The organism is Streptomyces sp. NPDC048751 (assembly GCF_043198595.1).
GTDB lineage: Bacteria > Actinomycetota > Actinomycetes > Streptomycetales > Streptomycetaceae > Streptomyces.
This window is the reverse complement of the sequence record NZ_JBICUX010000001.1, coordinates 1,018,164-1,043,013: the sequence shown is the minus strand read 5'-3', so window position 1 is coordinate 1,043,013 and position 24,850 is coordinate 1,018,164. Positions and strand designations below refer to the sequence as shown.

Here is a 24,850-nt window from a genome sequence, read left to right as displayed (position 1 = left end):
ACTTGTGCAACACCCTTTAGTCGATCGGCACCACGACCACGGGGCAGTGGCTGCGGTGCAGCAACGTGTGGACGACCCCGCCCAACCTCGGACCAGCTCGGTGCGTTCGGCGATGGGCGCCGATGACCACGAGACCAGCCTCGCGGGTGGCCTCCAGCAGAGCGTGGGCCGGGCCGGTGCGGACGGTGCGGGTCTCGACGCCGACCTTGGGATAGCGCTCGTGCAGGGCGGCCACGTCGAAGTGCGCGACCGCCTCCTCGGCGGCTTCACGCCTGGCTTGTTCCCGCTGCCCGGGACTTGTCGCGGGCAGCGGCGAGGGCACCTCCGGAGTGAGGCGTCGGTGGGTCCAGGAGTGCAGGACGCGCAGCCGGACACCGCGCCGCTCCGCCTCCTGGAAGGCGTAGGCCGCCGCGTCCACGTCGGCGTCGCTCTCCAAGCCGAGCAGCACCTCGCGCTCGCCGTCACAGGGGTGGTCCCCGCGTACGACCATCAGCGGACCCTTCGTGTGCGCGGCCTCCCGACGGCATCACCGCAGCAGACTTCGCCTGAGACGGCCACGGTCTGCGGAGTGACGAAGCTGCCCCTCGACGCGACCGCGGCGCACCGCGAGGCGACATCCCACCCCATCCACAAGCCTTGACGATTACTCCCTGCTTGTGAGCATTCTGCGGGCCGAAGGACACGGCTGTCGTGAGCCGGGCGTGAGGTTGTGGGAATGCGGGAACCCACGAGGAGGCCTGTGGGTCTGACAGGTGAGAGCGCATCGCGACGTGAGGATGAACCGTGCCCTTCCCTGACATACTGAACCGCCTGGATTCGTGGCTGGAAGCCCACGCGCCAGACGAGTTCCGCACTCTTAACCCGCCCGCTACGGCGGCGCAGATCAGTGAAGTCGCCGAGAACCGGTTCGATCTCCATCCGGAGTTGGGGCTCTGGCTCGCCCACCACAACGGGGTGTCGACCTGGACGCGGCCGGGAGGGCCGGGGGGATGGCTGCCTGGTGGCCACTATCCGCTGGACGCGGAGGGGATGCGGCTCGGGCAGCGGGACATGGAACAGGAAGTGGCCTGGAGTCTGGAGGACGAGAGCGAGGAGTCCGTCGTCGGGACGACCGCGCATGTCCGGTGGGTCCCGCTCGCCAGGACGCTGTCGGGGGTGGAGCTTGTCGTCGACCATCGGGAGGGGCCGGCCCAAGGGGCGGTCCTGGAGATCGACCAGGATGCGGAGTTGTGGGGCGTCGTCCGCTGGAAGAGCGTGGCGGAGATGTTCGAGGAGACGGTCGTGTCCCTGGAGACGGGACATCCTGTGGTGACCGCACTGGGCAAGGAGATCCGGGCCGAGTACGTCCGTGAGGACGACGGCACCTCGCAACTGGTCTGGCACTGATACCGCAGAAGGGGAGACCGGCACAGCACAAACGCGAGCGAGGCAAGCGTGACATCACCGCACGACCATCAGGACATCGCCAGCCGCTTCCTCATCGCAGACACGCCCACCCGCATGGCGCTTGTGCGTGACCCAGACGCCGGGTTGACGCCCTGCGCAGCCTTCTCGGCACAGCCGCCTACGACGAACTCGCCGAACTAGCCGGCCCGGCTCCGCAGCAGCACCTGGCGGATACTGCGCCTACCAACCTCATCTTCGTCCCAGGCGTCATGGGCAGCACCCTCGCCAGCTCCGGCCTCGGCGGCATCTGGTGGCTGGACATCAGATCACGCAACAGAATTGACAGCCTGGCTCTCGCCCCCGACGGCCAAAGCGACGCCCACCCCTCCTTCAAAATCCTGTCTGTCGCAGTGGATGCCTCCTACGAAGGCTTCCTCTTTGCCGCCGAAAAGCGACGCGATATCCAGCACCTCACCTTCCCCTACGACTGGCGCAAACCGTTCCACCACAGCGCCGACGCCCTGCACCAGGCCTTGCTGGCAGCACACGAGGCAAACCACCACAAGACTCCGATCAACATCGTTGCTCACAGCATGGGCGGGCTCGCCGTACGCACCGCGCTCATGCGCCATCCCGACATGTGGAACCTCATTGGCAAGATCGTATTCCTCGGCACACCCCACTACGGGGCTCCCGCCATCGGCGGCTACCTCAAAAACCACCTATGGGGCCACGACTTCCTCACCCTGCTCGGCAGATACCTCTCACGCGACACCTTCCGCTCCCTGTCAGGCGTACTGAACCTGCTCCCCGCTCCCGTCGGCGTCTACCCCGCGACCGACGCCAAGGACGCCGCCGAATACGACCACCCCTGCACCAACTTCGACCCCTACGAGGCCGAGGCCTGGCACTTGCAGCTCGACCACACCCAGGAACTACACCTGCAGTCTCTCCTCGACGCGGCGGCCCGGCACCACAGTGACCTACATGCCTGGCATAGGGCTCTCGACCAGCGTCAGCGCGACCGTATGGCAGTGATCGCCGGCACCGGTTTCAAAACCCTCTTCCGCCTCGCATACAACAAGCGGTAGGTGCGCTCGATCCAAGGAACGTTGCCTTACGGAGGGCCATCCGTCGAGCTGTGGCCTCATACGACTCACAACCAGTACTCACATCAAACCTGACACCACATCAGAACGTGCGTCATCCGTGCGTCAGGAATCGCCGCGGGCCCAGGCGGCTCCGGCGCACAAATCGCCATCGAAGCACCGGCAACCGCACCTCAGACAGTGTTCTCCACGTCCACCCGTTGCGACCACCGGAAACAGGTCGAAGCGGCGGCCATTCCCCGAAAAACCGCAGGTCAGGCACCCTCTCGGAGGGGCTCCAGGATAGCGACGCACTCCACGTGCGACGTCATCGGGAAGGTGCGCAGCCTGCCCCATTCCAAGAAACATGCAGGTCAGAGGCGGTTTTGAGGGCGAAATTCAGACCCCCTGGTGAGCCTCGTGCGTCATACGTGCGTCACCACCGCAGCCAACGCGAAGCCGACCTTCTCCCAGCGTTCCCCGACCCGCGCGGTGCCGCGGTCCCCCTGGCTCTCGTTCGGCGCCAGCCATCCTCTGAGGTGAGTGGGGCAAGACGGACCCATCACCTCACCCAGCAGGTCGTCAGGCGGTCGTCAGATGCCACACGGCCCCTTCGCCCTGAGCGCAGGCGAGCTCTCCGAGCCGCACCGACCACTCGTGTTCCGAAGTTTCCTCGTCCCGCCACGCCCACAACCTGGTGGTGTGCCGGTGCAGGGGATACTCCGCCGTCATCCCCATCGCGCCGTGCAGCCGGTGGCCCAACCGTGCTGTCACCGTCGCGGCTCGAGCGGCCACCTCGCGTGCGGTTGCGACCGAAGCCGTGGCCCTGTCCGTGTCGAGTTCCCGGTGCACGGCGTGCTGGGCCCTCTGCAGCGCTGCCTTCCTACGTCCGGGGACGGGCTGTTACGGGGCCGGAGCGTCAAAAACGAGCGTCACGGCCAGGGCACGCTCCTCGGCGGGTTGGGCCCGACGGGCACGTCTTGCGCAGTCGCTTCCCGGCCCCACAGGTTTCTGGGCCCAGGCTGGTGCCGGGGGCGACGGCGAGGCCGCGCGTCGGTGCGCTGCGGGCGCGACCTTCGCGCCGCGCCGAGGGATCGGCCGGAAGGGAAGAGGCCGTGGCGGGCGTGATGGACGTCCCAGGTGAGGTCGGCGAAACCCGGGGAATCAGTGGCGACATCGGATGGGAGGTTGCCATGGGTGGCGGAGATCTGGAACTGGGCGAGCTTCTGGCCGCCGCGGAGGCCGCGCCGCCCGGGGAATCCGTCGGCGTAATCGCGCACGACCTGCGCAAGCGCTTCGGGGCGGAGCGTGTCTCGTTCCTGTTCGCCGATCTTGTGGGGCAGCGGTTGCTGCGTCTGACCGCGCCCGCCGAGGGTGCCACGGCGGACGGTGCCGAGCGGATCGATTTGCGAGGCAGCGTCTACGACACGGTTCTCCGCGGCCAGCGCCAGCATGTGGAACCGGACGGCCAGGGCGGCAGACGCGTGATCTCGCCGGTGACCAACCGCGGCGACTGCATCGGTGTGCTGGAGGTGACGCTGCAGCACACCGACGATACCGTGCTCGGACAGATCAGCGACGCGGCCCACGCGCTTGCTTACATCATCGTCACGGACCGGCGCTTCACCGATCTGTACCACGCGGGCCGACGCACCACCCGGACCAGCCTGGCCGCCGAGATCCAGCACCAGTTGCTTCCTTCGGCCTCCTGCTGTGAGGCCCCCCAGTTCACCCTCGCCGCAGGACTGGTGCCGGCCGACGACATCGGCGGCGACACGTACGACTACACCCTCGATCGGGACACCCTGCACCTGTCCATCACCGATGCCATGGGGCACGACACCGACTCCGCCCTGCTGGCCACATTGCTCATGGGTGCGTTGCGCGGCGCCCGCCGCAGTGGCTGCGACGCGCTCCAGCAGGCCCGGCGTGCCCACGAGGCCCTGCTGGCCCACAGTCGCGGATTGGCCACCGGACAACTGCTGTGCGTCCGCCTCGAGACGGGTGCCTGCGAACTGGTCAACGCGGGACATCCCTGGCCTCTGCGCCTGCGCGAGGGCGCCGCCGAGGTCGAGGAGGTCAAGCTCGCCGTCAACCTGCCGTTCGGCGTGGCTGCGCCCACCTCCTACCGGCTCCAGGAGCTTCAGTTGCGCCCCGGTGACCGCCTGATCCTGCTCACCGACGGCATGCAGGAACGCGGTGCCGCGGCTGTCGACCTGGCCTCTCTCGTGCGCGACACCCGCGCCTCACATCCCAGGGAGGCCGTCCGCACCCTGACGACCGCGGTACTTGATGCCTGCCGGGGCAACCTCAAGGACGACGCCACTGTCCTCGTCCTGGACTGGCACGGTCCCCGGCGATGACCGACCGGCCATACCGACCCGCCCCGTGAACCTTGCTCTGGGCCCGCAGCCTGCCGCCACCGTCTTGCTCCGGGATGGTCGAGTGCCCCGACTCGGGCAGGCGGGTGTGGCCCTGTCGGATCTGATCCTGGCTGAGTTGCGTGACGCGTTGGCGCGTCTCGCGTAAACGATCCCGGTCACTTTGGCGCCGGAGACCGACCGACCCGGTCCTGAACCGAGCGGCGGCGCGTCCTGCGCCGTCTCGGGGCAGTGGCCGTCACCTCGTATGCGGGAGCCGTGCACATGTGATCGGGTCGAACACCGCTGCGTAGTGGGCGATTTTGAGCGTGGCCGGAGGGCTGACATCCCGTGGCCCCTTCGCCCATGTCCCTGCATGGTGTGAGGGTGCGCGAGGGGCGGACCGGGTGGAGCGGACGCAGCCGGGAACCGGGGCGCTCACCGGTGTTGGGCGTTGGTGACCGCGGCTTCCCTGAGCCGAACAACGCTTCGGCCCCCTCGGCGGTCAGGGCTCGGGGAGGTCCCGGACGTCGGCTCGACCTCGACGGAGTGATGACCGTTCCTTGCCGACGGCTTTGCGTCCATGCGCAGGTATCCAGGGAAGACGAACCACCATGACAGTGAACGAATCCCCTCGCGGCACGACCCTGCTCGCAGATCCCCTGCGCAACAAAGGCACCGCCTTCGACCCCCAGGAGCGGGCCGCGCTCGGTCTCGACGGGCTGCTTCCCCCTGCCGTGGAAACGCTCGACGAACAGGCCGACCGCGCATACGAGGCGTTCCTGGGCTACGACAAGCCGCTGAACCGGCACATCTATCTGCGCCAGCTGCAGGACACCAACGAGATCCTCTTCCACCGCTTGGTCACTGGCCACCTGGAGGAGATGCTGCCCGTCGTCTACACGCCGACCGTCGGCGAGGCGTGCCGGCGCTTCAGCGAGATCTACCGCCGCCCGCGCGGGTTGTTCCTGTCGCACGAGGACCGGCACCGCTTCCGGGAGATCCTGCGCAACCGCCCGCACCCGGCCGTGGACGTCATCGTCGTCACCGACGGTCAGCGCATCCTGGGGCTGGGCGACCAGGGTGTCGGCGGAATGGGCATCCCGATCGGCAAGCTGAGCCTCTACACCGCCATCGGCGGCATCCACCCGGCGCGTACGCTGCCGATCCTGCTGGACGCCGGGACGGACAACGAGGAGCTGTTGGCCGATCCGCACTATCTGGGCCGCCGCGAGCGCCGCGTCACGGGCGCCGCGTACGAGGAGCTGGTGGAGTCGCTGGTGTCGGCGGTGGAGGCCGAACTGCCCGGCACGCTGCTGCAGTGGGAGGACTTCGCGACCGCCCACGCCCGCCCGATCCTCACCCGCTACCAGGACCGGCTGCTGACCTTCAACGACGACATCCAGGGCACGGCCGCCGTCGTTCTCGGGGCGCTGACCACGGCCACCACGGTCGCGGGCACCCGCCTGACCGACCAGCGGATCGTGATCCTCGGTGCGGGCTCCGCGGCGGTCGGGGTGGCCGACATGATCCGTACGGCGATGACGGAGGAGGGCCTGTCGCAGGACGAGGCCCGCTCACGCTTCTGGTTCGTTGACGTCGAGGGACTGCTGGTGGCCTCACGCGACGGGCTCAGCGAGGAGCAGCGTGTGTACGCCCGCAGCGACGAGCAGGAGTCGTACGGCCTTGCCGAGGTGGTCCGCCGGGTGGAGCCGACCGTGCTGATCGGCCTGTCCACCGCGAAGGGCGCCTTCACCGAGGAGATCGTCCGGCAGATGGCCTCCGTTTGCGATCGGCCGGTGATCTTCCCCCTGTCCAACCCGACCTCGCACTCCGAGGCAGACCCGGCCGACCTCGCCCGCTGGACGGACGGCAGGGCCCTGGTCGCCACCGGCTCGCCGTTCCCGCCCCTGAAGATCGACGGCCGCGAAGTACCGGTGGCGCAGGCCAACAACGTGTACGTCTTCCCGGCCATCGGCCTCGCGGTGACGGCCGCCCGGGCGACCCGGGTCACCGACCGGATGATGGTCGCCGCCGCCCGCGCCGTGGGCCGGTGCGCCGCACGATCCGCGACGGACGACGTCGGCCCCGCGCCGCTGCTGCCAGCACTGCGGGACATGCGCGAGGCTGCCCGGGAGATCGCCGTGGCCGCGGCGGTGGCGGCCGTCGAAGACGGCGTCGCACCGCATGCGACCGAGGAGGATCTGCGGGCGGCCGTCGTACGCACCCAGTGGACCCCGCAGTACGAACGATGACCTGATGCCGCATCAGGTCATCCGCCTTGCCGTGTTCGCTCCGCGACCGGGCGCCTCACCCGCGGCGGCAGCGTCGGCGAGATCACGATCACCCTCGGCGGCGCCACCGCCCGCGTCCGGGGCAGCCGGCCCCGCCCCGTACCGCCAGATCGCCGACGGATCCCTGGATCCCGCCGTCGGCTGCAAGGCGCTGCTGCCGGCTGCCGGCACGGGCCTTGCCGGGCGAAAGTCGCGACGGCACCGTGACCGCCGAACTCAGCCTGCATTCCCGGGGATCGCGCTGCATCCTGAGCGGCGTCGTGGCTCCGAAGCGCTGCGGATGAAGTCGTTCCTCTTTCGGTGCGCTCGGTCCAGGCAGCTGCCTGGTGTGACGCGGTACGGGCCGGGCATGTGATGGTTCGGACTCGTCCAGCGCCCGTGACGTTCTGTCTGCATGGTTCAGTGGGGGATTCGGCGTGATACTTGACGGCATACCGGTACACCCTGCTTGCGACCCCCCGCCTGACGCAGCAGCGCGCAAGCAGCGCCTGCGCCGTCGGCTGGAGCGACTGCTCGGCGTGGCCGCCACCGAAGGCAATGATCTCGTACCCCTGCGCAACGGTGATGAGATTTTCCCCGCGATGCTCGGGGCGATCCGTTCGGCTCGGCACACCATCGACATGATGACGTTCGTGTACTGGCGGGGGCAGATCGCTCACGACTTCGCCGTCGCCCTGGCCGACCGCGCCCGCGCAGGGGTGCGCGTGCGCCTGCTGCTCGACGGCTTCGGCGCCAAGGAGATCGAGCGGCGGCTGCTCGACCTCATGACCACTGCGGGCGTCCATGTGGCCTGGTTCCGCAAACCCGTGTGGCTGTCCCCGTTCAAGCAGAATCACCGCTGTCACCGCAAGGCCCTCATCGTCGACGAGCACACCGCCTTCACCGGCGGCGTCGGCATCGCGGAGGAGTGGTGCGGCGATGCCCGCAACCCAGCCGAGTGGCGAGATACCCACGTCCAACTGCGCGGTCCGGCCGTGGACGGCATCGCGGCCGCGTTCGCGCAGAACTGGGCGGAGTGCCACGACGAACTCTTCGACGGCCGGGATCGCTTCACGGAACACCCGCAGGCCGGCTCGTCGGTGGTGCAGGTCGTTCGCGGCTCCGCGAGCATCGGCTGGCAGGACATGCAAACCCTCATCCGGGTCATGCTCAGCTCCGCCGAGGAACGCTTCCGGCTGGCCACCGCCTACTTCGCCCCAGACACCTACTTCATCGACCTGTTGTGCGAAACCGCTCGTCGCGGCGTGCGTGTCGAGATTCTGTTGCCCGGCCCTCACACTGACCAGCGTGCCTGTCAGCTCGCCGGTCAACACCACTACACGCGTCTGTTGCAGGCCGGGGTGCGCATCCGTCAGTACCAGCCGACCATGATGCACGCCAAGATCATTACCGTGGACTCGGTTGCCTCCCTCATCGGGTCCACCAATTTCAACCGCCGGTCCATGCACCACGACGAAGAGGTGATGCTCGCCGTCCTGGACGAGGAGTTCACTGCCTCGCTCGACCGGGACTACGAGGCGGACCTCAAGCGCAGCCTGGACATCGACCTCGCTAGATGGACACGGCGGGCCGTGCTGCGACGCGCCAGAGAAGCCGTAGTCACCCCGATCCGGCGCTTCCTGTGAGCCGACCGGCACCCCTGGCACAAGGTGAACCGCAGGCGCCGCGCGAGCTCATACACTCAGGTGCGGGGAGGCGCTTTCCAACGGCAAGGCGATGCCGATGCCCGCTACGCCCGGCATCCACCCACGAGCGTCTGCGGGCAAGGCAAGGGCGTTGAAGTCCACGTCACTCAGCACGATCAGGCTCTGTCCATCGTCCACGCGGCGAGTTGGAACACGACGACACCGAGGCCGTCGAAGCCGCATGGGGCCGCCGATCTCGCGGGTCTTGCCACGTCACTGCCGGGTCTCGCCCACATCACACTCGCCGACGGCATGATCGCTCAACGCGCTCCTCGAAGCCCGGCGCCGGTACGGCATACCCGACCGCGACCTCCTCCTGCTCCGCCCGCTGCACCCCCGGTCGGTCGGCTCCTACGTTGGTGCACAGCAGGCGGGTGCTGCCCACGGGCAGCGGCCTACCGGGCGCTGGAGCGTCGGAGTGCGGGTCGGCGCCCAGCAGCAAGCTGTGCGCTTCCTGGGTGGTGGTGTCACCGTCCGCGGTGACCAGCAGCGGCGGCGGACGCCCGGCGCCCGCCCGTTCCAGGTGGTAGCGGCCGCCTTCTGCGCCTTTGAGCAGCGCGTACACGTGTGGCGTCCGGTGGCTGTGAACGGATTCGACGGCGATGCAGCCCTGCGGTGCTGACGCAACGGCGCAGAGCCGGGAGATCCAGCCCCGCCCGACCGACAGGACCTCGCGAAGTGAGGCACTACGCCCGACGTCTCTCTCCCCCGGCTCCGCGAGGACACCGGGTCGCCGTCCGGTGGTCGGGCCGCCGACCGTCAGGCGGTGCTGAGCATGCCTTCGCGCAGGCGGGCCAGGAGACGGGAGATCAGCCGGGAAACGTGCATCTGGGAGACGCCGAGACGATCTGCGATCTGGGCTTGGGTGAGTTCCTCCACGAACCGCCAGTGAATGATCTTGCGGTCGCGTTCGTCGAGTTCGGCGATCATGGGTCCAAGGGCGTGAAAGTCCTCGACCAGGCCGAGGGCCGCGTCCTCGTCGCCGATGAAGTCCGCCAGCGCGGCCTCGCCGTCCTCGCTCCCGTTGATCGCCGCGTCCAGGGAGGCCGACTTGTAGCCGTTGGAGGCCAGCTGGGCCTCGACGACCTCGTCCTCCGACAGGCTCATCAGCTCGGAGAGCTCCCTGGTCGTCGGTGTCCGGCCCAGTCGGCTGCGCAGTTCCTCGTTGGCACGGGCGAGTTGGACGCGGGCTTCCTGGAGCCGGCGCGGAACGTGCACGGCCCAGGAGGTGTCACGGAAGAACCGCTTGATCTCGCCGACGATGTACGGCACGGCGAAGGAGGTGAACTCGACCTCGCGGGACAGCTCGAACCGGTCGATCGCCTTGATGAGTCCGATCATGCCGACCTGGACGATGTCCTCCATCTCCTCCGGCCCGCGGCTGCGGAACCGACCGGCCGCGTAGCGGACCAGGGACATGTTCATCTCGATCAGCGTGTTCCGGGCGTACTGGTACTCGGGTGTGCCCTCCTCCAGCACCGCCAACTGGTCGAAGAACAGCTTCGACAACTTCCGCGCGTCCTTCGGTGCGACCTTGGCAGGGTCCGCGATCTCCGGAACGTCCACCGTCTGCCCAGCGGTCTGCACGGTCGTCGTCATCATGCGCCCCTCCCCTTCGGTCGGCCTCGTCCTCGCCGGGCCATGGTCCGGCAAGCACGCGCATACCCCGGCCGCCGGTCAGCATTCCTCGAACCTCTGTCAGTCCCCCCTCGGCTCACCGTGACTTCGTACGACTTCCTTCACCTTGGCCACCGCGAACCCCCACCCCTGTTCGACGGTCGGCTTGGCCGGCACGGCGATCTCGTCGGAGTTGGTGAGGACGTCGAGCAGGACCGGGCCCGGACTGCGCAAAGCGCGTCGCACGGCGCTCTCCACGTCGGCCGGGTCGGTCACGCGGATGCCGGTGATGCCCATGGCTTCAGCTACGGCGGCGAAGTCGGGGTTGTCGAGCACGGTGCCGAACTCCGGCAGCCCGGACTGCTCCTGTTCGAGTTTCACCATGCCCAGCCGACGGTTGTCGAAGACGACGAGCTTGACGGGAAGGCGGTACGTCTTCAGGGTCATGAGGTCGCCGAGGAGCGTGCTCAGTCCGCCGTCGCCGCAGAAGGCCACGACCTGGCGCTCGCGGTCCAGGCACTGGGCGCCCAGAACCTGAGGCATGGCGTTGGCCATCGAGCCGAGGTTGTAGGAGCCGATGAGGCGTCGCTCGCCACGCATCTCGACGAAGCGCGAAAGCCACACCGTGGCCATGCCCGTGTCGGAGGTGAAGACGGCGTCGTCGGCCGCGATCCGGTCGACGGCCGCGGCCAGCACTTCGGGGCGGATGTCGTGGGCACGGTTGGTCAGCGCGGAGCGGACACGGCCAACGACGCCCTTGTCGTGCGACGGGTCGGCGAGCCGGGCCTGACCCGTGCGCCACTTGTCGAAGCGTTCACACACCTTCTCCAGGTGAGAGCGGTCACGTGCGCCTTCGGACCCGGCGGGCGCGGCGGCGAGGTGGTCCAGGAGGTCGCGTACGGTGGCGCCGTTGTCCCCCACGAGCCCGGCGTCGACCGGTACCCGGCGTCCGATGTGGGTGGCCTCGGTGTCCACCTGGATCACGGTCCGGCCCTCGGGATACCAGTCCCGGTAGGGGAAGTCCGTGCCAAGCAGCACAAGGGTGTCCGCGTCCTGGAGGGCCGCCGCGGCGGCGGGGTTGCCGATCAGCCCCGTCTGGCCGACCTGGAAGGGGTTGTCGTCGCCCTCGAAGCCCGCCTTGGCCTTCAGCGTGAGCACCATCGGCGCGGCCAGGCGGTCGGCGAGGGTGAGGACGTCCTCGCGGGCGGTGCGGGCGCCCTCACCGACGAGCAGGGTGACCGTCCTGCTGTATGCGGTCATCGCGCAAGCAGTCCGGAACGCCTGGGACTCCGGGATCCGCGATCCGGAAGCCGTGCTCCGGACCGTCCGGAACGCCACCGGCAAGGACGTTCCCGCGCACGGCGCCCCCGCGGCCTGTTACTGGTGTAGCCATTGTGGGAGAAGCGGTAGGTACCGGACGAAGGAGCAACGCGCCACCAGATTGTTGGCGTTTCCGCGGGAGGCAGCCACATTCAGGCAGCTCGGACGGGGTTCTCGACTAACAGGCGGCGTTTCGCACGGCAGGTCTGCCTGCTGTTCACAAGTGAGCGTCCCGGCCCCCGCCTCAGGGGCGAGAGCCGGGACGCAGTGTGGACGTGTCAGTCCGCGGCGCGGACGGCGGGCATCGCCAGGTGCACCGGTCCGGCGCCGGATTCGCTCTTGCAGGAGTCGTGGCAGTCCTTCTCCAGGCTGCAGCACAGCGAGCAGATCGCGCCCTGGTGGAAGGGGCAGTTCGCCATGTCGGGCCGCTCGAAGTCCGTCGCGCACACCGAGCAGGTCAGCGTGGCCGCCGACGGCAGTCCGTCGGAGTCGAGCAGCGGCTCGTCGAGGTCGTCGGTGCGGGCGATGTAGTACTTGCCCTTGGTCAGCACCGCGAACAGCGGGGAGAGCGCCATGGCCAGGAACAGGGCGATGAAGGGGGAGTACGCCTTGCCGTAGTCGCCGAACGCCTCGAAGTAGGCGGCGATGGAGACCGCGGACGCGATGAGCATCGAGCCGAAGCCGACCGGGTTGAAGTTGTACAGGTGGGCGCGCTTGAACTCGATGTAGGAGGGGCTGAGCTTGAGCGGCTTGTTGATGACCAGGTCGGCGACGACCGCGCCGATCCAGGCGATGGCCACGTTGGAATAGAAGCCCAGGACCGTGTTGAGGAAGCCGAAGACGCCGCCTTCCATCAGGGCCAGCGCGATGCCGACGTTGAGGAAGATGTAGACGACACGGCCCGGGTGACGGTGGGTGAGGCGGGAGAAGAAGTTCGACCAGGACAGCGAGCCGGAGTAGGCGTTCGTCGAGTTGATCTTTATCTGGGACAGGATGACGAAGAAGGTGGCCAGTCCCAGGGCGACGGGTGCGGCGAAGGTCTTGAAACCGTGCACGTACTGCTGGATGGGCTCGTTGGCCTTGGAAAGGCCCACGCTGCCGGCGATGTAGAAGGCAAGGAACGCGCCGCCGATCTGCTTGGCCGCGCCGAGGACGACCCAGCCGGGGCCGGCGGAGAGCACCGCACCCCACCACTTCTTCGCGTTCTGCGGTGTCTTGTCGGGCATGAAGCGCAGGTAGTCGACCTGCTCGCCGATCTGCGCGATCAGCGAAAGGGCCACGCCGGCGCCGGCGCCGACACCGAGCATGCTGAGGCTGGAGCCGGTCGGCGAGTTGCCGGCGAAGTGGGTGAACTCCGAGAACTTGCCCGGCTCCTGGATGGCGATGGACACGAACGGGGCGACCATCAGCACCAGCCAGACCGGCTGGGTCCACACCTGCATCTTCGACAGCGCCGTCATGCCGTAGATCACCAGTGGCAGGATGATCAGCGAGCAGATCAGGTAGCCGACGGCGAGCGGGATGTGCAGGCCCAGCTCCAGCGCCTGGGCCATGATCGAGCCCTCGAGGGCGAAGAAGATGAAGGTGAAGCTGGCGTAGATGACCGAGGTGAGCGTCGAGCCGAGATAGCCGAAGCCCGCGCCCCGGGTCAGCAGGTCCATGTCGATGGAGTACTTCGCCGAGTAGTACGAGATCGGGATGCCGGTGAGGAAGATGACCACTGCCGCGGCGAGGATGGCCACCATGGCGCTGGAGAAGCCGTTGGAGATGGCGATCGAGCCGCCGATGGCGAAGTCCGCGAGGTAGGCGATGCCGCCCAGGGCTGTGGTGGCCACGACATAGGGGGTCCAGCGGCGGAAGGACTTGGGCGCGTAGCGCAGCGAGTAGTCCTCCAGCGTGTCGTTCTTGGCCCAGTCGTTGTACGTGCGGCCTGCGGCGCCGGGAGCCTCGGCGGACGTGTCCGCCACCGTCGGCGGTGGCGTGGGCGCCTGGTTGTCGACGATCTCCGTCACGGCTGTTCCCTCTTCCTGAGCGGAGCCCCGGACACCCCGGGGCAGTGCACGGAAGATTCCAGCCACATTGTTTCTTCGCCGTTTCGCCGCCTTTAAAAGGAAGTTCTTTGATTATCTCTTTGGTGACGCGCGTAGAATCGTGCGCAGGATAACTGAGGCATTACTGCTTCGACCGGCCTGAAGCCCTTCCGACCTGCCCATTCGAAAAACCCACTCAGCGTCGGCGTGGACGCTGAAAGCGTTTCGGAATTCCGATGAAATCCACAGTCCCGCGGGAGCCGGCAGACGGGGCTGGAGAGTGTCGGGTTCCGGAATTGCATGCGGACCGAAGGGACGATCAGCTGGACAGCACCTACGGCATCCCCACCGATCGATGAGGCTGCCTAAAAGTTCCCCTAGAAAGTATTCCTGTGGCGGGGTACTGTCAACGGGTCGGCGGGAGAGCCTGCTGCCGGCCCGCTGACCAGCACGAGGCGGACAGGGGTGTCAGAGTTGGGCGACGACGTGGAAGTCGAACGCGTCCGCCCGCGCCAGGTAGAGCGGCTGCCGGAGGTGGTTGCCGCGCAGCCGCAGCAGACCGCGCGGGCCCTCGTAGGCCACTCCCGCCCCGACGTCCGCGGCTCTGCGCATCGCGCGCACGTCCAGGAACCCGGCCCGCTGCGCCAGGGCGGCCAGCAGCCGCAGCCCTTCGAAGCAGGATTCGCCGAGGCTTCCGGCGACCGGCGCCTCCGCTCCGAACCGGTGCGTGTAGCGGCGGCCGAAGTCCAGGCTCTCCGCGGTCGCCAGCGCCTCGAAGAAGCCGGCCGCGGCCCACAGTCCCTCGGTGGCGTCGGCGCCCGCGGCCAGCAGCATGTTCTCGTCCAGGTGTGTGCTCAGCCGCTGGCAGCGCTGGTGCAGTCCGTACGCGGAGAAGGCCCGGCTGAAGCGCACCGCGTCGTCCCCGACCAGCAGCATCAGCACCGCGTCAGCCCCGCACCGCTCGATGCGGCGCAGCGCCGGACCGAAGTCCTCGGCCCCCAGCGATACGAAGACCTCGTCGTGGACCCGGCCGCCCAGGGCGCGGGCGTACCGGCGTGCGGCCCGGGCCGTCGCTCGCGGCCACACGTAGTCGTTGCCCACCGTGCACCAGCGCCGCACCCCGGTGGCCTCGGCAAGCAGCCGCATCGCCGGCAGCAGCTGCTCCGTGTCGGCCTCCCCGGTCAGGAACACCCCAGGGGTACGTTCGCCACCCTCGTACTGCGCCGTATAGACGTACGGGACGCGGCCGGCGATGCGCGGCGCAAGCGTCCTGCGCACCGCCGAGATGTGCCAGCCCACCACCGCGTCCACGGCGCCCAGCGACACCAGCGCCTCGACCTCGGCCGCCACGCGCTCCGGCGGCGCCCCGCCGTCCACCACGACGAGACGGACTTCGCGGCCCAGGATGCCGCCCGCGGTGTTCAGCTCCTCCGCGGCGAGCTGAGCCGACAGCTCGCACGACGGGCCGAAGAGGCCCGCCGGGCCCTGCAACGGCACGACCAGCGCCACGGTCACCGCCTCACCCGCGCTGCGCGGACGCGTCGGCCGCATCGGATCCATGAGACCAACCTCCGTGAGGGCATGGGGGACGCAGATCCTGGTCCCGGCCCCGGCACCCTCGCAGAGGCTCGTAATGTTCCCGCACAGTAGACCTACCGGAAGGACACCGGCAATGCCGTCCGAACCGTCACCGGACCTCGCCCATCTCCTCAGCCACGCCGAGCGGCGCCTGATCCGGCGGCTGACGGTGCTGCTGGCCGAGGAAGGCTGCTCCATCGAGCAGTGGCGCGTGCTGTCCCTCACCGCCGACGGCAAGGGCCACCCGATGACCGAGATCGCCGACCACGCGCTCATGCCGGCCCCCAGCCTCACCAAGCTCGTGGACCGCATGGTCGCCGACAACCTCGTCTACCGCCGCGCGGATCCCGGCGACCGCCGCCGCGTCCTGCTCTACCTCTCCGCCCGTGGCCGTATCCTCCACGACCGCGCCGCCCACCGCGTCCACGCCGAGCAGGCCAGCCTCCTCGCCGCCATCGACGACCAAGGCTCACTCGCCACGGCCCTGTCCCTGCTCGCCTCGGCCCTGGATCAACAGCCCGGGCCCCGGACCGGTGCGGCAAGATCCCACTGATCCTCCTGGTCTCCACCGGCAGCCGTGACCGCCAGGTGTTCGACCGGCGTTGCCGGCAGGGCGTCGCCGGTCAGCGGACCCGCTCGGTGCGCTTGACAGCCGCGCCTGCCTCGACAGGCGAAGGGCTCCCACGAGTCACGTCCTCGCGGGAGCCCTTCGTGTTACCGCCTGCAAGTGAAGGTTGAGAAGACGATCACGAGCAGGACGTCTGTGCAGACGCTGTTATGGCGTCACGGCGCGAGCAGCAGGCTGTCGCCGCGCTCCTTGGCGGCGGCGTAACGCTTGGCGACGTCCTGCCAGTTCACGACGGCCCACATGGCGTCGATGAAGTCGACCTTCTGGTTCTTGTACTGGAGGTAGAAGGCGTGCTCCCAGGCGTCGAAGACCAGGATCGGGGTGGAGCCCTGGCCGAGGTTGCCCTGGTGGTCGTAGACCTGCTCGACGATCAGCCGGCCACTCAGCGGCTCGTACGCCAGCACGCCCCAGCCCGAACCCTGGGTGGTCGCGGCGGCCTTGGTGAGCTGAGCCTTGAAGCCCGCGAAGGAGCCGAAGGACTCGGCGATCGCGTCCGCGAGCTCGCCAACGCCGTCCTTCTCCAGCGGCTCGCCGCCGCCGTCGCCGGTCATGTTGTGCCAGTAGATCGAGTGCAGGATATGCCCGGAGAGGTGGAAGGCCAGGTTCTTCTCCAGGCCGTTGATCGAGCCCCACTGCTCCTTGTCACGGGCCTCCGCGAGCTGCTCCAGCGTGTCGTTCGCGCCCTTCACGTACGCCGCGTGGTGCTTGTCGTGGTGCAGCTCGATGATCTGCGGGTTGATGACCGGTTCGAGCGCTGCGTAGTCGTAGGGAAGCTCCGGGAGCGTGTAAACCGCCATGTCCAACGTCCTCCGACATAATTGCAATCGATGTGCAGTTGCACGTTATCAGCAGAAGGAGTCGATAGCCGATCAGGCGTTGGTCCTAGGACCGCGGTCGCGTCGCAGGCCCAAGGGGCGTTCCACTGTTGGAGAGAACGGGCCAGGTTTCGGCCTGCCTCGAGAAAAGGACGCCGGTTCGGCCGGCGCACCCCTCCTCAGAAGGGCCCTTGGGCGAGCGTCGGGCAGGGAGGCGCCGGGAGATCGCGGTCACCGCATGCCGGGCACGGTCACCGGTGGGCGAACTGCAGTGCGGGACGCTCCCACGTGATCTTCGGCGGAGCCGGGGCGACCGTACCGCCCCGTACGCCGCCCAGCCGCCGGTAGAAGTCCTCCGCCGGCGGATGGGCGACCACACGCACCGCGGCCAGACCTGCGCCCCTGGCCTGGCCGATCATGTGTTCCACCAGGTAGCGCCCGATGCCCTGGCCCTGAGTGGCTAAGGGCTGTCCCGTAATCCCTGGCGGGCGTGCGACGACAGCTACGGCACCTCGCCGCGTTGTCGGAACGTCCGCATACATCCAGTATGCGGACGTCCCTCCGCCTTGCGATGCACCGCATCTGACGCCGCACGCTGATCCACCAGGGATTACGGGACAGCCCTTAGGGCGGCACCATTTGGCTCCACCCAGGGCGACTCCAACTGGTCCCACTGCGAGGGGCGTTCGGAGGTACTTGGGGGTAGTGGCGAGGTGAAGTGGCCCCACCCTGGGGCTTGCCCTGGGACGGTGCCGAGCACGAGGCGTTCTGGGCCATGGCTCAGCGGCAGCTCGGCGAGATCGAGGGCGCGAAAGCCCTGGTCCGGGTCCTGCTCCTGCACCGCCATCAGCAGCACGCGGACATGCTGGCGGGCCTGCGAGCCGCCGTCGACCTGGGCACCTGCAACGACGACGTGGTTGCCCTGGAGGCCCGCAAAGCCGCCCAGGCAGCCGGCCGGGCCCCCACCGTCACCACCCCACCGGCAGTGGCGGACCAGGAAGACCCGGTGGACCCGCAGTTGCCGCAGGTCAGCCATCTCGCTCCGCGTCGTCTGGCCAGGTCACTGCCCGAGGACGCCCGCCCGCTGCCCCGTCTGGAGCAGTGGGACGAATTGCTGAACCTGCGACGGAAGGATTCGTCATGACTGCCGCCCAGCATGCGCTCACCGCCCAGGCATCCGACGCCGCGATCGACACCGCCTGCCGGATGCCGCGGCTGCCCATCATGCGGGCCCAGGCCGCCGACACCATCGCCCGCGCTGAGCGCGAGGGGCTGTCCTACGCCGGATTTCTCGCCGAGCTGCTGATGGCCGAGTGCGAGGACCGCGACCGCCGCCGGGCCGAACGCCGCATCCGCGCCGCCCATTTCCCGCGCGAGAAGTCGCTGCGCGAGTTCGACTACGCCGCCAACCCCAACGTCGACCCGGCCGTCATCCACAATCTGGCCACCTGCGACTGGATCACCAAGGGCTACCCGCTGCGTCTGATCGGGGACTCCGGCACCGGCAAGTCCCACCTGCTCATCGGCCTGGGCACCGCTGCCGCCATGGCCGGTTACCGCGTCCGCTACACCACCGCCGCCAGCCTGGTGAACGAGCTCGTCGAGGCCGCCGACGACAAGCAGCTGGGCAGACCATCGCCCGCTACGGACGCATCGACCTGCTCGAAATCGACGAACTCGGCTACCTCGAACTCGACCGGCGTACCTGGCGCAGGCACGCGTCCGGCACAGTCCTCGCCTGCGCCACCGACAGGCAGGGAAGCCCTCAAGCAGCTCGGTTCAAACGGCTCGCTCAAGCGGCTCGGTCGCTCGGGCGGATCACCGCCGCGATGGTCTTGATCGCCCCGCAGCGCTCGAAGTGCAGCGTGAAAGACACGAAGTCGCCCGCCTGCAATCCCGCCTTTCGCGCATCACATCCCGTCCCGTGTCCGCACGCCCGCGACAGGCCGGGTCCTGCCGACAGGGCTCCGCCGGCAGGACACCAGGAAGGGGCTACTCGGTCCGGGACCTCACAGAGCGGCTACGCACGACGGCGAACACCGCCGCCGCCAGACCCAGCACCCCGACGACCAGGCCGGCCACCCCGAGGCCACGAGCAGTCGAGTCGCTGCTCGACGCGGCCGGCTCGGCACTCGCAGAACTCTTCGGGCTCGCCGACGTGGCGGTGGCGGCGCTGCCGTCCTCCTCCGCGCCCTTGGCGGTGAGCTTGAGGACGGGCGCCGGATTCTCCGGCTCCTCGCCGCCCTGCTCGGCCTCCTCGATCCAGCGGACGACCTTCCCGTCGGAGTACGTCTGGAGGGTCTTGAAGGCCAGCTGGTCGGTGTCCTCGGGCAGCTGACCGAAGGCGACGTTGAAGTCCTCGTACTGGCCGGCGCCGATCTTCCCGCCGGTCCAAGTGATCTCGGAGACGGCGTCGGTGATGGTCCCGTCGTCGGTCTTGACCGGCGTCTTGAGCTTGGTGTTGGTGACCTTCGCGGTCCAGCCGTCCTGCGGGGAGACGAGGACACCGAGGACGGGGTGGTCGGTGGGCAGGAAGACCTGCACCTTCGTGGTGCTCGCGGTGTCCTCCTCGTTGGGGACGCGGAAGGTCAGGACGCCGTCGGTGGTGCCCTTGGCGTAGCTGTCGGGGTGCACGGTGACGTGCGCGGAGGCGGTGCCTGCGGCGGCGAGGACTCCTGCGGCGGTCAGCGCGGTCACGGTGGCCGCGCGGCGCAGGGTGATGCGTGTCAGAGACATGAGGGATGGATCTCCATACTTGAAAAAGGTGTTGGGGTCAGATCGCGTACCAGATCCGCACCGGAGGTCCACGTCGGCGCACGGCGTACCGCAACAACACCTGACAGGACAGGCGGCGCTCATCGGCTGCCCTGCCCGCGACACCCGCCGCCGCGGGTGAGCTCCACGCCCCCGACGACAGCCCCCACCAAGCCACCAGCCCCGGCACGAGCGCCACCGCCCGCCGCAGCAGCGACCACATCGCGGCCTCGCCCCACCGCAGCCACCAGGTCATGAGGACGGCCGCCGCGATGTGGGCCGAGGTGGCGTGGGGCGCCATCGCGTGCGTGTGGGCCATGCGCATGCCGTGCATGGCCATCACGGCATGCGGTCGGGCGGCTTCGAACGCGAGATGCAGCCCGCTCTGAGCTGCGAGCGTCCCGCCTCCGATGCCGGCGAGCGAACGCTCCCGCCCGGCAAGCAGAGCAGCGGCGACGAATACGGGCGCGAAGCCCGCGGCCTGCGCCCACACGGGTGGCGCTACCCCGGTCGCCAGCACGTGTCCCCCGGCTGCGAGCAGCACACACAGCGCGGCGAACACCGCCGCGCGCAGGCCCCGTACCGGCAAGGACACGTCCATGGCGCCCCGATACTCCCACGCGGCGCACGGGGACCTTGCAGCGTGTGCACTTTCGCACCACCGCCGCCCGACGCCGTCTGCTTGCATGGCTGGCTTCGCCTCGGGAGTCGGATGCGCCATCGGTCCGATGCCGAGTTCTCTCGAGCGGCGACGAGGCAGCTGAAGCGCCCGTGAACGAGGGCGCTTCGCTTCAAAAGTCGCATATAGCCCGCTGTGAGTTCCTTCCGACGGGTGCGATTTTCCCCGTATGTCGGCCCGTTGCACGTGAGTCGAGCGCTGGGCATCCATGAGGTGCCGGAGCATCCGCACGGCGGAGCGACGAACTGGGACGAGGTGGCACCGATGGCTGGCGTGAGCCCGGAACCGATAGCGACTTTCTGCGGGAACTGCAACTGCGGATGTCCGCAGCTCTTCCTCGACGCGGATGCGCCCGAGGACAAGCGGGTGCGGATCACTGATGACTTCGGGCGGCAGGTCCAGATGAGCGAGGAGCAGTTCGCCGACCTCGTCGCCCAGGCCAAGGCCGGCGCACTGGACCGCCTGACCGCAGCCCCGGCCTGACCCGCGCTTCGGCCGTCTCGCCGCCATGGCGGGGTCGCCTGGATGGCCGGGGGGCGTCCCTCGGCGAAATGGCCCTGCACCTGGTGCCCCGTTACGACGGGACCGAGGCGGCCGAGTCCACCTGGTCCGGGATCCAGTAGGAGGCCCCGGAACCCGTCCCGGGAATCCGGGGTCTGACGCAAACTCACCGCCGCTTCAGAGGCCGGCGGTTTCGGCGTGGTGGGCGGCGTCGTCTTCCGGGCTCCCACCATGCGCCAGTGGGCGGGCCGCGTAGGTGATGCGGATGACACCGTCGGCGTGCCGTTCGGTGCTCGCATTGACACCGAAAACATCGGCGAGGAGATCCGGGGTGAGCACCTCCAACACCGGTCCCGCCGCCGCCACGGCTCCTTCGCTCAGGACGACGACGTGGTCGCAGAGGCGGACGGCAAGGTCGAGGTCGTGCAGAACGGCGAGGGTGGTGACGCCGGTGGCCCGGATCAGGTCCAGGAGCTCGAACCGGGCGCGGATGTCGAGATGGTTGGTGAGCTCGTCCAGCACAAGAAGCTGTGGGTTTTGGGCCAAAGCCCGGGCCAGCAGGACGCGCTGGCGTTCTCCGCCGGACAGGAATGCGTAGTCGCGGTCCGCGAATGACCGTACGCCGCAGCGGTCGATCGCGTCGGACACGGCCTCGTGGTCCTCGGGTCCGTCGCGGCCGAGCAGGCCGTGGTGAGGGGCGCGGCCGAGGGCCACGATCTCGCTGACCGTCAGGCCGGTGGTGTTACCGCCTGCATCCTGGAGTACGGCCGCCGTATGGCGGGCCGCGGCGCGGGGGGACAACTGCCACACGTCGTCCTCACCCACCCTGACCGCGCCGTCCACCGGGCGCAGTGAGCGGTAGACGGCCCGCAGCAGGGTGGACTTGCCGCTGCCGTTGGGGCCGACGAGCCCGACGATGTCGCCCTTGCGGGCCTCAAGGCTCACGTCCCGGAGGATCGCGTTGCGGTCCAGGGTGACTTGGAGCCGGTCGACAGTGAGTTTCATACGGTCAGTCCAAACCCTTGTTGCGGCGCAGCAGCCACAGGAAGAAGGGGGCGCCGAGCAGGGCGGTGAGGATGCCCAGCGGCAGTTCGTTGGGGCGGTTGAGAGTGCGGGAGAGCAGGTCGACCAGGACCAGGTAGACGGCGCCCAGCAGCGCCGTCAGAGGCAGCAGTCGGCGGTGGTCGGCTCCAATGGTCAGCCGCACCAGGTGCGGGATCATCAGGCCGACGAAGCCGATGCTGCCCGCGACCGCGATGACTGTGCCGGTCAGCAGAGCGCTGAGGACCAGCAGGACGGCGCGCAGCCGGTTGACGTCGACGCCGAGCGCGGTGGCGGACTCGTCGCCGGCCAGCAGCACGTTGAGGCGGCGGCCGAACAGGGACATCAGGGTGGTCGTGGCGAGAACGACCACGGTGACTGTGGGCAGTTGGTCCCACTGGGCGCCCGAGACGCTGCCCAGCATCCAGAACATCACCGTCCTCAGCTCGGTGGGGGTCGCCTGGAGCTGGACGTAGCTGGTCGCGGAGAGAAAGACGTATCCCACGGCGACGCCCGCGAGCACCAGCCTGGTCGGGGCCATCCGTCCCCGGCGCTGTCCGAGGGCGAAGACCAGCGCGCCGGCGGCGACCGCGCCGAGGAAGGCCGCCGCCGACACCCCGAGCCCGGCGAGCGCGGCGCCACCACCCAGGGTGATGACGAGGACGGCGCCGAGCGTGGCGCCGTAGGAGAAGCCCAGCACGATGGGGTCGGCGAGCGGGTTGGACACCACGGTCTGGAGCACCGCGCCGGACACCGCCAGGCCCGCGCCGACCACGGCTGCCAGGACCACCCGCGGGGTGCGGAAGTTCCAGACGATCTGGTCGAGCGCGGGATCGGATGGCGCCGTCCCGGCGCCGGTGACGTGGTGGAGGACGATCCCCCACACGTCCCCGACGGGGACGTTGACGGCGCCGATGCTGATCGCCACGATCATGGTGGCGGCCAGCGCGACGGGCAGGAGCATGAACGCCAGCTGAACCCTGAACCGGCTCAGAGCGCGTCGGGGTGCAGCATGTTCGCGATCTTCTCCACGGCCAGGTCGTTGCTGGGGCCCAGGTACATCGAGTCGGACAGCGTCACGTACGTGTTGTTCTTGGCGGCCGGCCACTGGGGGAACTCCTCGAGAAGTTTCTTGGCGTACGCCGCCGGGTTGGGGTCGTTGTAGCCGATGACGACGAGGGCGTCGACGTCGGTGGCGGCCACCTTCTCTTTACTCAGGTCGGCGAAGGTGGTCTTGGCGGCGTCCCCGAAGGCGTTGGAGGCGCCGGCCTTGGCGAGGATGTCGTTGACGATCCCGTGGGCGAAGACCGAGCTGAAGTCGTTGCTGCCCATGGACATGTTGGAGAAGAGCACCATGACCTTCGGGGGCTTTACTCCCTTGACCTTTTCGGAGACCGCCGCGATGTTCTTCTCGGAGGCGGCGATCAGCTTCTCGGCCCTGTCACTGACGTTGAAGATCTTTCCCATGTCGCGCAGCAGCCGGTAGCTGTCGGCGACGGTCATCTTGGAGGGGTCGTCGTCGCAGCCCTGCGGGGAGACGTAGTTGTTGGCACCGACCTGCTTCAGCTGCTCGCGGGTGGCGAAGCCGTTCTTCCGGTCGAAGCCGTACGTGGTGACGGACAGGGCGAGATCGGGGCGCAGCCCGAGCATCGCCTCGCGGGGAATGTCGTATGCCTCGTTGACCTTGACGTTCCCGGTGGGCAGGGACTTGATCGCGGCGGCCCGGCCGGCGACCTCGGACATGCCGTAGCTCTGCTGGTTGGAGACGATCTTGTCCTGGAGGCCGAGGGCAAGGAGCGTGGAGACCTCGGCCACGGAGGCGCCGTTCATCACGACGACCCGGCTGGGCGCCTTCTCGAAGGTCTGCTTCTCGCCACAGTTGTCGAGGGTCACCGGGTAGCCGGAGTTCGAGGCCGCAGCCTCGGTCGTGCTGTCGCTCGCCTTGTCGTCGGGCGAGGAGCCGCATGCCGCCGTGAGGAGGCACAGGGCTGCGGCCAGGACGGTGGCGACCGGCCGTTTCATCGACATGCGGGCTCCCTGCGTACGAAATGCGCTTGTGAGCTGGAAGGTTTCTGTTGCAGTAGTCGAGGCGAAGTGGCCGTGGGTTCCCGGCAGTTGCGAAGCGTTTCGCGGCGTCCGCTTCTTGACCGCCCTCAAGTACAGGCAATGCGGGGTGGACCTGCGCGACTTGATCGAGGAGGTCCGCGTCAGCGCCTGGTATCCCTGCCGCAGTTCACCCGCAGGCTCCTCCACGACCAGCACGCCGTCATCGCCGGCCTCTCCTCAACTCGGAGCTCAGGTCGCCGGCTTCAGCTGATCAAGCGATCCGGATACGGCCACGCAGAACTCGACAGAACCTGACCGTGGACCCACCACAAGTTCGCAGGCTCATCACACGATCAGGCGACAGAGTCCGTTCATCCGTACCTGCCTGAGCACTTCGCCGAGTACGCGGTCAGGGGGTCTCCGGCGGCCATGGGTACTCCATCACGTGAGCCACCTGCCGGGCCATCTCCGCCCCTTCGAGGCGGTCGACGAGGTGAAGCGACATATCGATCCCGGCGGACACGCCCGCGCTGGTCACGATGTGTCCGGCATCGACCCATCGCTGCCCGGTGAGCACATCGACGTCCGGATACCGCGACGCGAGGTCGTCGAGAACGCTCCAGTGAGAGGTCGCGCTGAGCCCCGCGAGGAGTCCCGCCGCCGCGAGGACCAGGGCACCGTTGCAGACGGACGCCATGAGCGTGCCTTCGTCCGCGAGAGCCCGCAGGCGTGACAGGTGCGTCTGGTCGGTCTGAAGGAGATCGGTCCCGGCACCGCCGGGGTGAACGAGGAGGTCCGGCCTCGGCCCGTCGTCGATGGCACCGTCGGGCGTGACCGTCAGCCCCAGGCCGCACCGCACCGGTCCGCCATCGATGCTCGCGCTACGGACGACCACGTCCCGTTCGGTCAACTCCTGCCAGAGCCGGAGGGTCTCCCACGGGCCGACGGCGTCCAACGGCTCGACGTCCTCGAAGAACAACACGGTGACTCGATAGGGCAGTACGTCGGTCATGGTTTTGGCGTCTCCT

20 protein-coding genes and 3 pseudogenes are annotated in these 24,850 nt (G+C 68.7%); 9 read left to right on the top strand and 14 right to left on the bottom strand.

Annotated features, from left to right (window positions below; all coding sequences use genetic code 11):
• Window positions 1–16 precede the first annotated feature (16 nt).
• Window positions 17–520, bottom strand: a pseudogene (locus ACGFNV_RS04675) (universal stress protein); the annotation flags it as partial.
• 263 nt (window positions 521–783) lie between these two features.
• On the opposite strand from ACGFNV_RS04675, the gene ACGFNV_RS04670 reads away from it, so the two are divergent.
• The 5 genes from ACGFNV_RS04670 to ACGFNV_RS04650 all read left to right on the top strand — a co-directional run bounded on the left by ACGFNV_RS04670 (window position 784) and on the right by ACGFNV_RS04650 (window position 8,753).
• Entirely contained in the window at window positions 784–1,386 is a 603-nt protein-coding gene (locus ACGFNV_RS04670) for a hypothetical protein (protein ID WP_393619323.1), read from the top strand.
• A 269-nt stretch (window positions 1,387–1,655) separates the two neighbouring features.
• On the top strand, window positions 1,656–2,477 hold the full coding sequence (locus tag ACGFNV_RS04665; RefSeq protein WP_393619322.1) for a lipase family alpha/beta hydrolase: 822 nt from the start codon (window positions 1,656–1,658) through the stop codon (window positions 2,475–2,477).
• A gap of 1,190 nt (window positions 2,478–3,667) precedes the next feature.
• Window positions 3,668–4,837, top strand: a complete 1,170-nt coding sequence (locus ACGFNV_RS04660) for a PP2C family protein-serine/threonine phosphatase (protein WP_393619321.1) — start codon at window positions 3,668–3,670, stop codon at window positions 4,835–4,837.
• 611 nt (window positions 4,838–5,448) lie between these two features.
• A complete protein-coding gene (locus tag ACGFNV_RS04655) occupies window positions 5,449–7,089 on the top strand; it encodes an NAD-dependent malic enzyme (RefSeq protein WP_393619319.1) in 1,641 nt (546 codons plus the stop codon).
• Window positions 7,090–7,544: 455 nt separating this feature from the next.
• Window positions 7,545–8,753 (top strand): phosphatidylserine/phosphatidylglycerophosphate/cardiolipin synthase family protein, encoded by a 1,209-nt coding sequence (locus ACGFNV_RS04650; RefSeq protein WP_393619317.1) that lies wholly within the window; start codon window positions 7,545–7,547, stop codon window positions 8,751–8,753.
• 295 nt (window positions 8,754–9,048) lie between these two features.
• Here the strand turns inward: ACGFNV_RS04650 and ACGFNV_RS04645 are convergent, their stop codons facing one another.
• The 5 genes and pseudogenes from ACGFNV_RS04645 to ACGFNV_RS04625 form a co-directional block, all read right to left on the bottom strand.
• Window positions 9,049–9,378 carry a SpoIIE family protein phosphatase gene (locus ACGFNV_RS04645; RefSeq protein ID WP_393619315.1) on the bottom strand — a complete coding sequence of 110 codons (330 nt, stop codon included), beginning with the start codon at window positions 9,376–9,378 and terminating at the stop codon, window positions 9,049–9,051.
• Between the two features lie 194 nt (window positions 9,379–9,572).
• On the bottom strand, window positions 9,573–10,415 hold the full coding sequence (locus ACGFNV_RS04640) for an RNA polymerase sigma factor SigF (RefSeq protein ID WP_393619314.1): 843 nt from the start codon (window positions 10,413–10,415) through the stop codon (window positions 9,573–9,575).
• Between the two features lie 96 nt (window positions 10,416–10,511).
• Window positions 10,512–11,723: pseudogene (locus ACGFNV_RS04635) on the bottom strand (thiamine pyrophosphate-dependent enzyme); the annotation flags it as partial.
• A 305-nt stretch (window positions 11,724–12,028) separates the two neighbouring features.
• Window positions 12,029–13,762 (bottom strand): purine-cytosine permease family protein, encoded by a 1,734-nt coding sequence (locus ACGFNV_RS04630; RefSeq protein ID WP_393619313.1) that lies wholly within the window; start codon window positions 13,760–13,762, stop codon window positions 12,029–12,031.
• A 486-nt stretch (window positions 13,763–14,248) separates the two neighbouring features.
• Window positions 14,249–15,340: a substrate-binding domain-containing protein gene (locus ACGFNV_RS04625; protein ID WP_393619311.1), complete on the bottom strand. Its 1,092-nt coding sequence runs from the start codon at window positions 15,338–15,340 to the stop codon at window positions 14,249–14,251.
• Window positions 15,341–15,452: 112 nt separating this feature from the next.
• Between ACGFNV_RS04625 and ACGFNV_RS04620 the strand changes: the two genes are divergently transcribed.
• Entirely contained in the window at window positions 15,453–15,911 is a 459-nt protein-coding gene (locus ACGFNV_RS04620) for a MarR family winged helix-turn-helix transcriptional regulator (RefSeq protein WP_393619310.1), read from the top strand.
• Between the two features lie 230 nt (window positions 15,912–16,141).
• Here the strand turns inward: ACGFNV_RS04620 and ACGFNV_RS04615 are convergent, their stop codons facing one another.
• Both ACGFNV_RS04615 and ACGFNV_RS04610 read right to left on the bottom strand, forming a co-directional pair.
• A complete protein-coding gene (locus tag ACGFNV_RS04615) occupies window positions 16,142–16,783 on the bottom strand; it encodes a superoxide dismutase (protein ID WP_393619309.1) in 642 nt (213 codons plus the stop codon).
• A 269-nt stretch (window positions 16,784–17,052) separates the two neighbouring features.
• Window positions 17,053–17,343, bottom strand: a complete 291-nt coding sequence (locus ACGFNV_RS04610; protein WP_393619307.1) for a GNAT family N-acetyltransferase — start codon at window positions 17,341–17,343, stop codon at window positions 17,053–17,055.
• Between the two features lie 176 nt (window positions 17,344–17,519).
• On the opposite strand from ACGFNV_RS04610, the gene ACGFNV_RS04605 reads away from it, so the two are divergent.
• Both ACGFNV_RS04605 and ACGFNV_RS04600 read left to right on the top strand, forming a co-directional pair.
• Window positions 17,520–17,945 (top strand): hypothetical protein, encoded by a 426-nt coding sequence (locus ACGFNV_RS04605; protein ID WP_393619306.1) that lies wholly within the window; start codon window positions 17,520–17,522, stop codon window positions 17,943–17,945.
• Window positions 17,942–18,504 (top strand): annotated as a pseudogene (locus ACGFNV_RS04600) (ATP-binding protein); the annotation flags it as partial. The gene ACGFNV_RS04605 and the pseudogene ACGFNV_RS04600, both read left to right, overlap by 4 nt.
• A gap of 289 nt (window positions 18,505–18,793) precedes the next feature.
• Here ACGFNV_RS04600 and ACGFNV_RS04595 read toward each other — a convergent pair.
• Together ACGFNV_RS04595 and ACGFNV_RS04590 are read right to left on the bottom strand one after the other, a co-directional pair.
• Window positions 18,794–19,537 carry a YcnI family protein gene (locus ACGFNV_RS04595; RefSeq protein ID WP_393619304.1) on the bottom strand — a complete coding sequence of 248 codons (744 nt, stop codon included), beginning with the start codon at window positions 19,535–19,537 and terminating at the stop codon, window positions 18,794–18,796.
• 37 nt (window positions 19,538–19,574) lie between these two features.
• Entirely contained in the window at window positions 19,575–20,156 is a 582-nt protein-coding gene (locus ACGFNV_RS04590; RefSeq protein WP_393619303.1) for a hypothetical protein, read from the bottom strand.
• Window positions 20,157–20,498: 342 nt separating this feature from the next.
• On the opposite strand from ACGFNV_RS04590, the gene ACGFNV_RS04585 reads away from it, so the two are divergent.
• Complete coding sequence (locus ACGFNV_RS04585; RefSeq protein ID WP_393619302.1) at window positions 20,499–20,717, top strand: hypothetical protein; 219 nt, start codon at window positions 20,499–20,501, stop codon at window positions 20,715–20,717.
• Window positions 20,718–20,912: 195 nt separating this feature from the next.
• Here the strand turns inward: ACGFNV_RS04585 and ACGFNV_RS04580 are convergent, their stop codons facing one another.
• The 4 genes from ACGFNV_RS04580 to ACGFNV_RS04565 all read right to left on the bottom strand — a co-directional run bounded on the left by ACGFNV_RS04580 (window position 20,913) and on the right by ACGFNV_RS04565 (window position 24,834).
• Complete coding sequence (locus ACGFNV_RS04580) at window positions 20,913–21,740, bottom strand: ABC transporter ATP-binding protein (RefSeq protein WP_393619300.1); 828 nt, start codon at window positions 21,738–21,740, stop codon at window positions 20,913–20,915.
• A gap of 4 nt (window positions 21,741–21,744) precedes the next feature.
• Complete coding sequence (locus tag ACGFNV_RS04575) at window positions 21,745–22,710, bottom strand: FecCD family ABC transporter permease (protein ID WP_393620026.1); 966 nt, start codon at window positions 22,708–22,710, stop codon at window positions 21,745–21,747.
• Between the two features lie 56 nt (window positions 22,711–22,766).
• Window positions 22,767–23,804 (bottom strand): ABC transporter substrate-binding protein, encoded by a 1,038-nt coding sequence (locus tag ACGFNV_RS04570; protein ID WP_393619298.1) that lies wholly within the window; start codon window positions 23,802–23,804, stop codon window positions 22,767–22,769.
• 427 nt (window positions 23,805–24,231) lie between these two features.
• On the bottom strand, window positions 24,232–24,834 hold the full coding sequence (locus ACGFNV_RS04565; RefSeq protein ID WP_393619296.1) for a DJ-1/PfpI family protein: 603 nt from the start codon (window positions 24,832–24,834) through the stop codon (window positions 24,232–24,234).
• Window positions 24,835–24,850 lie beyond the last annotated feature (16 nt).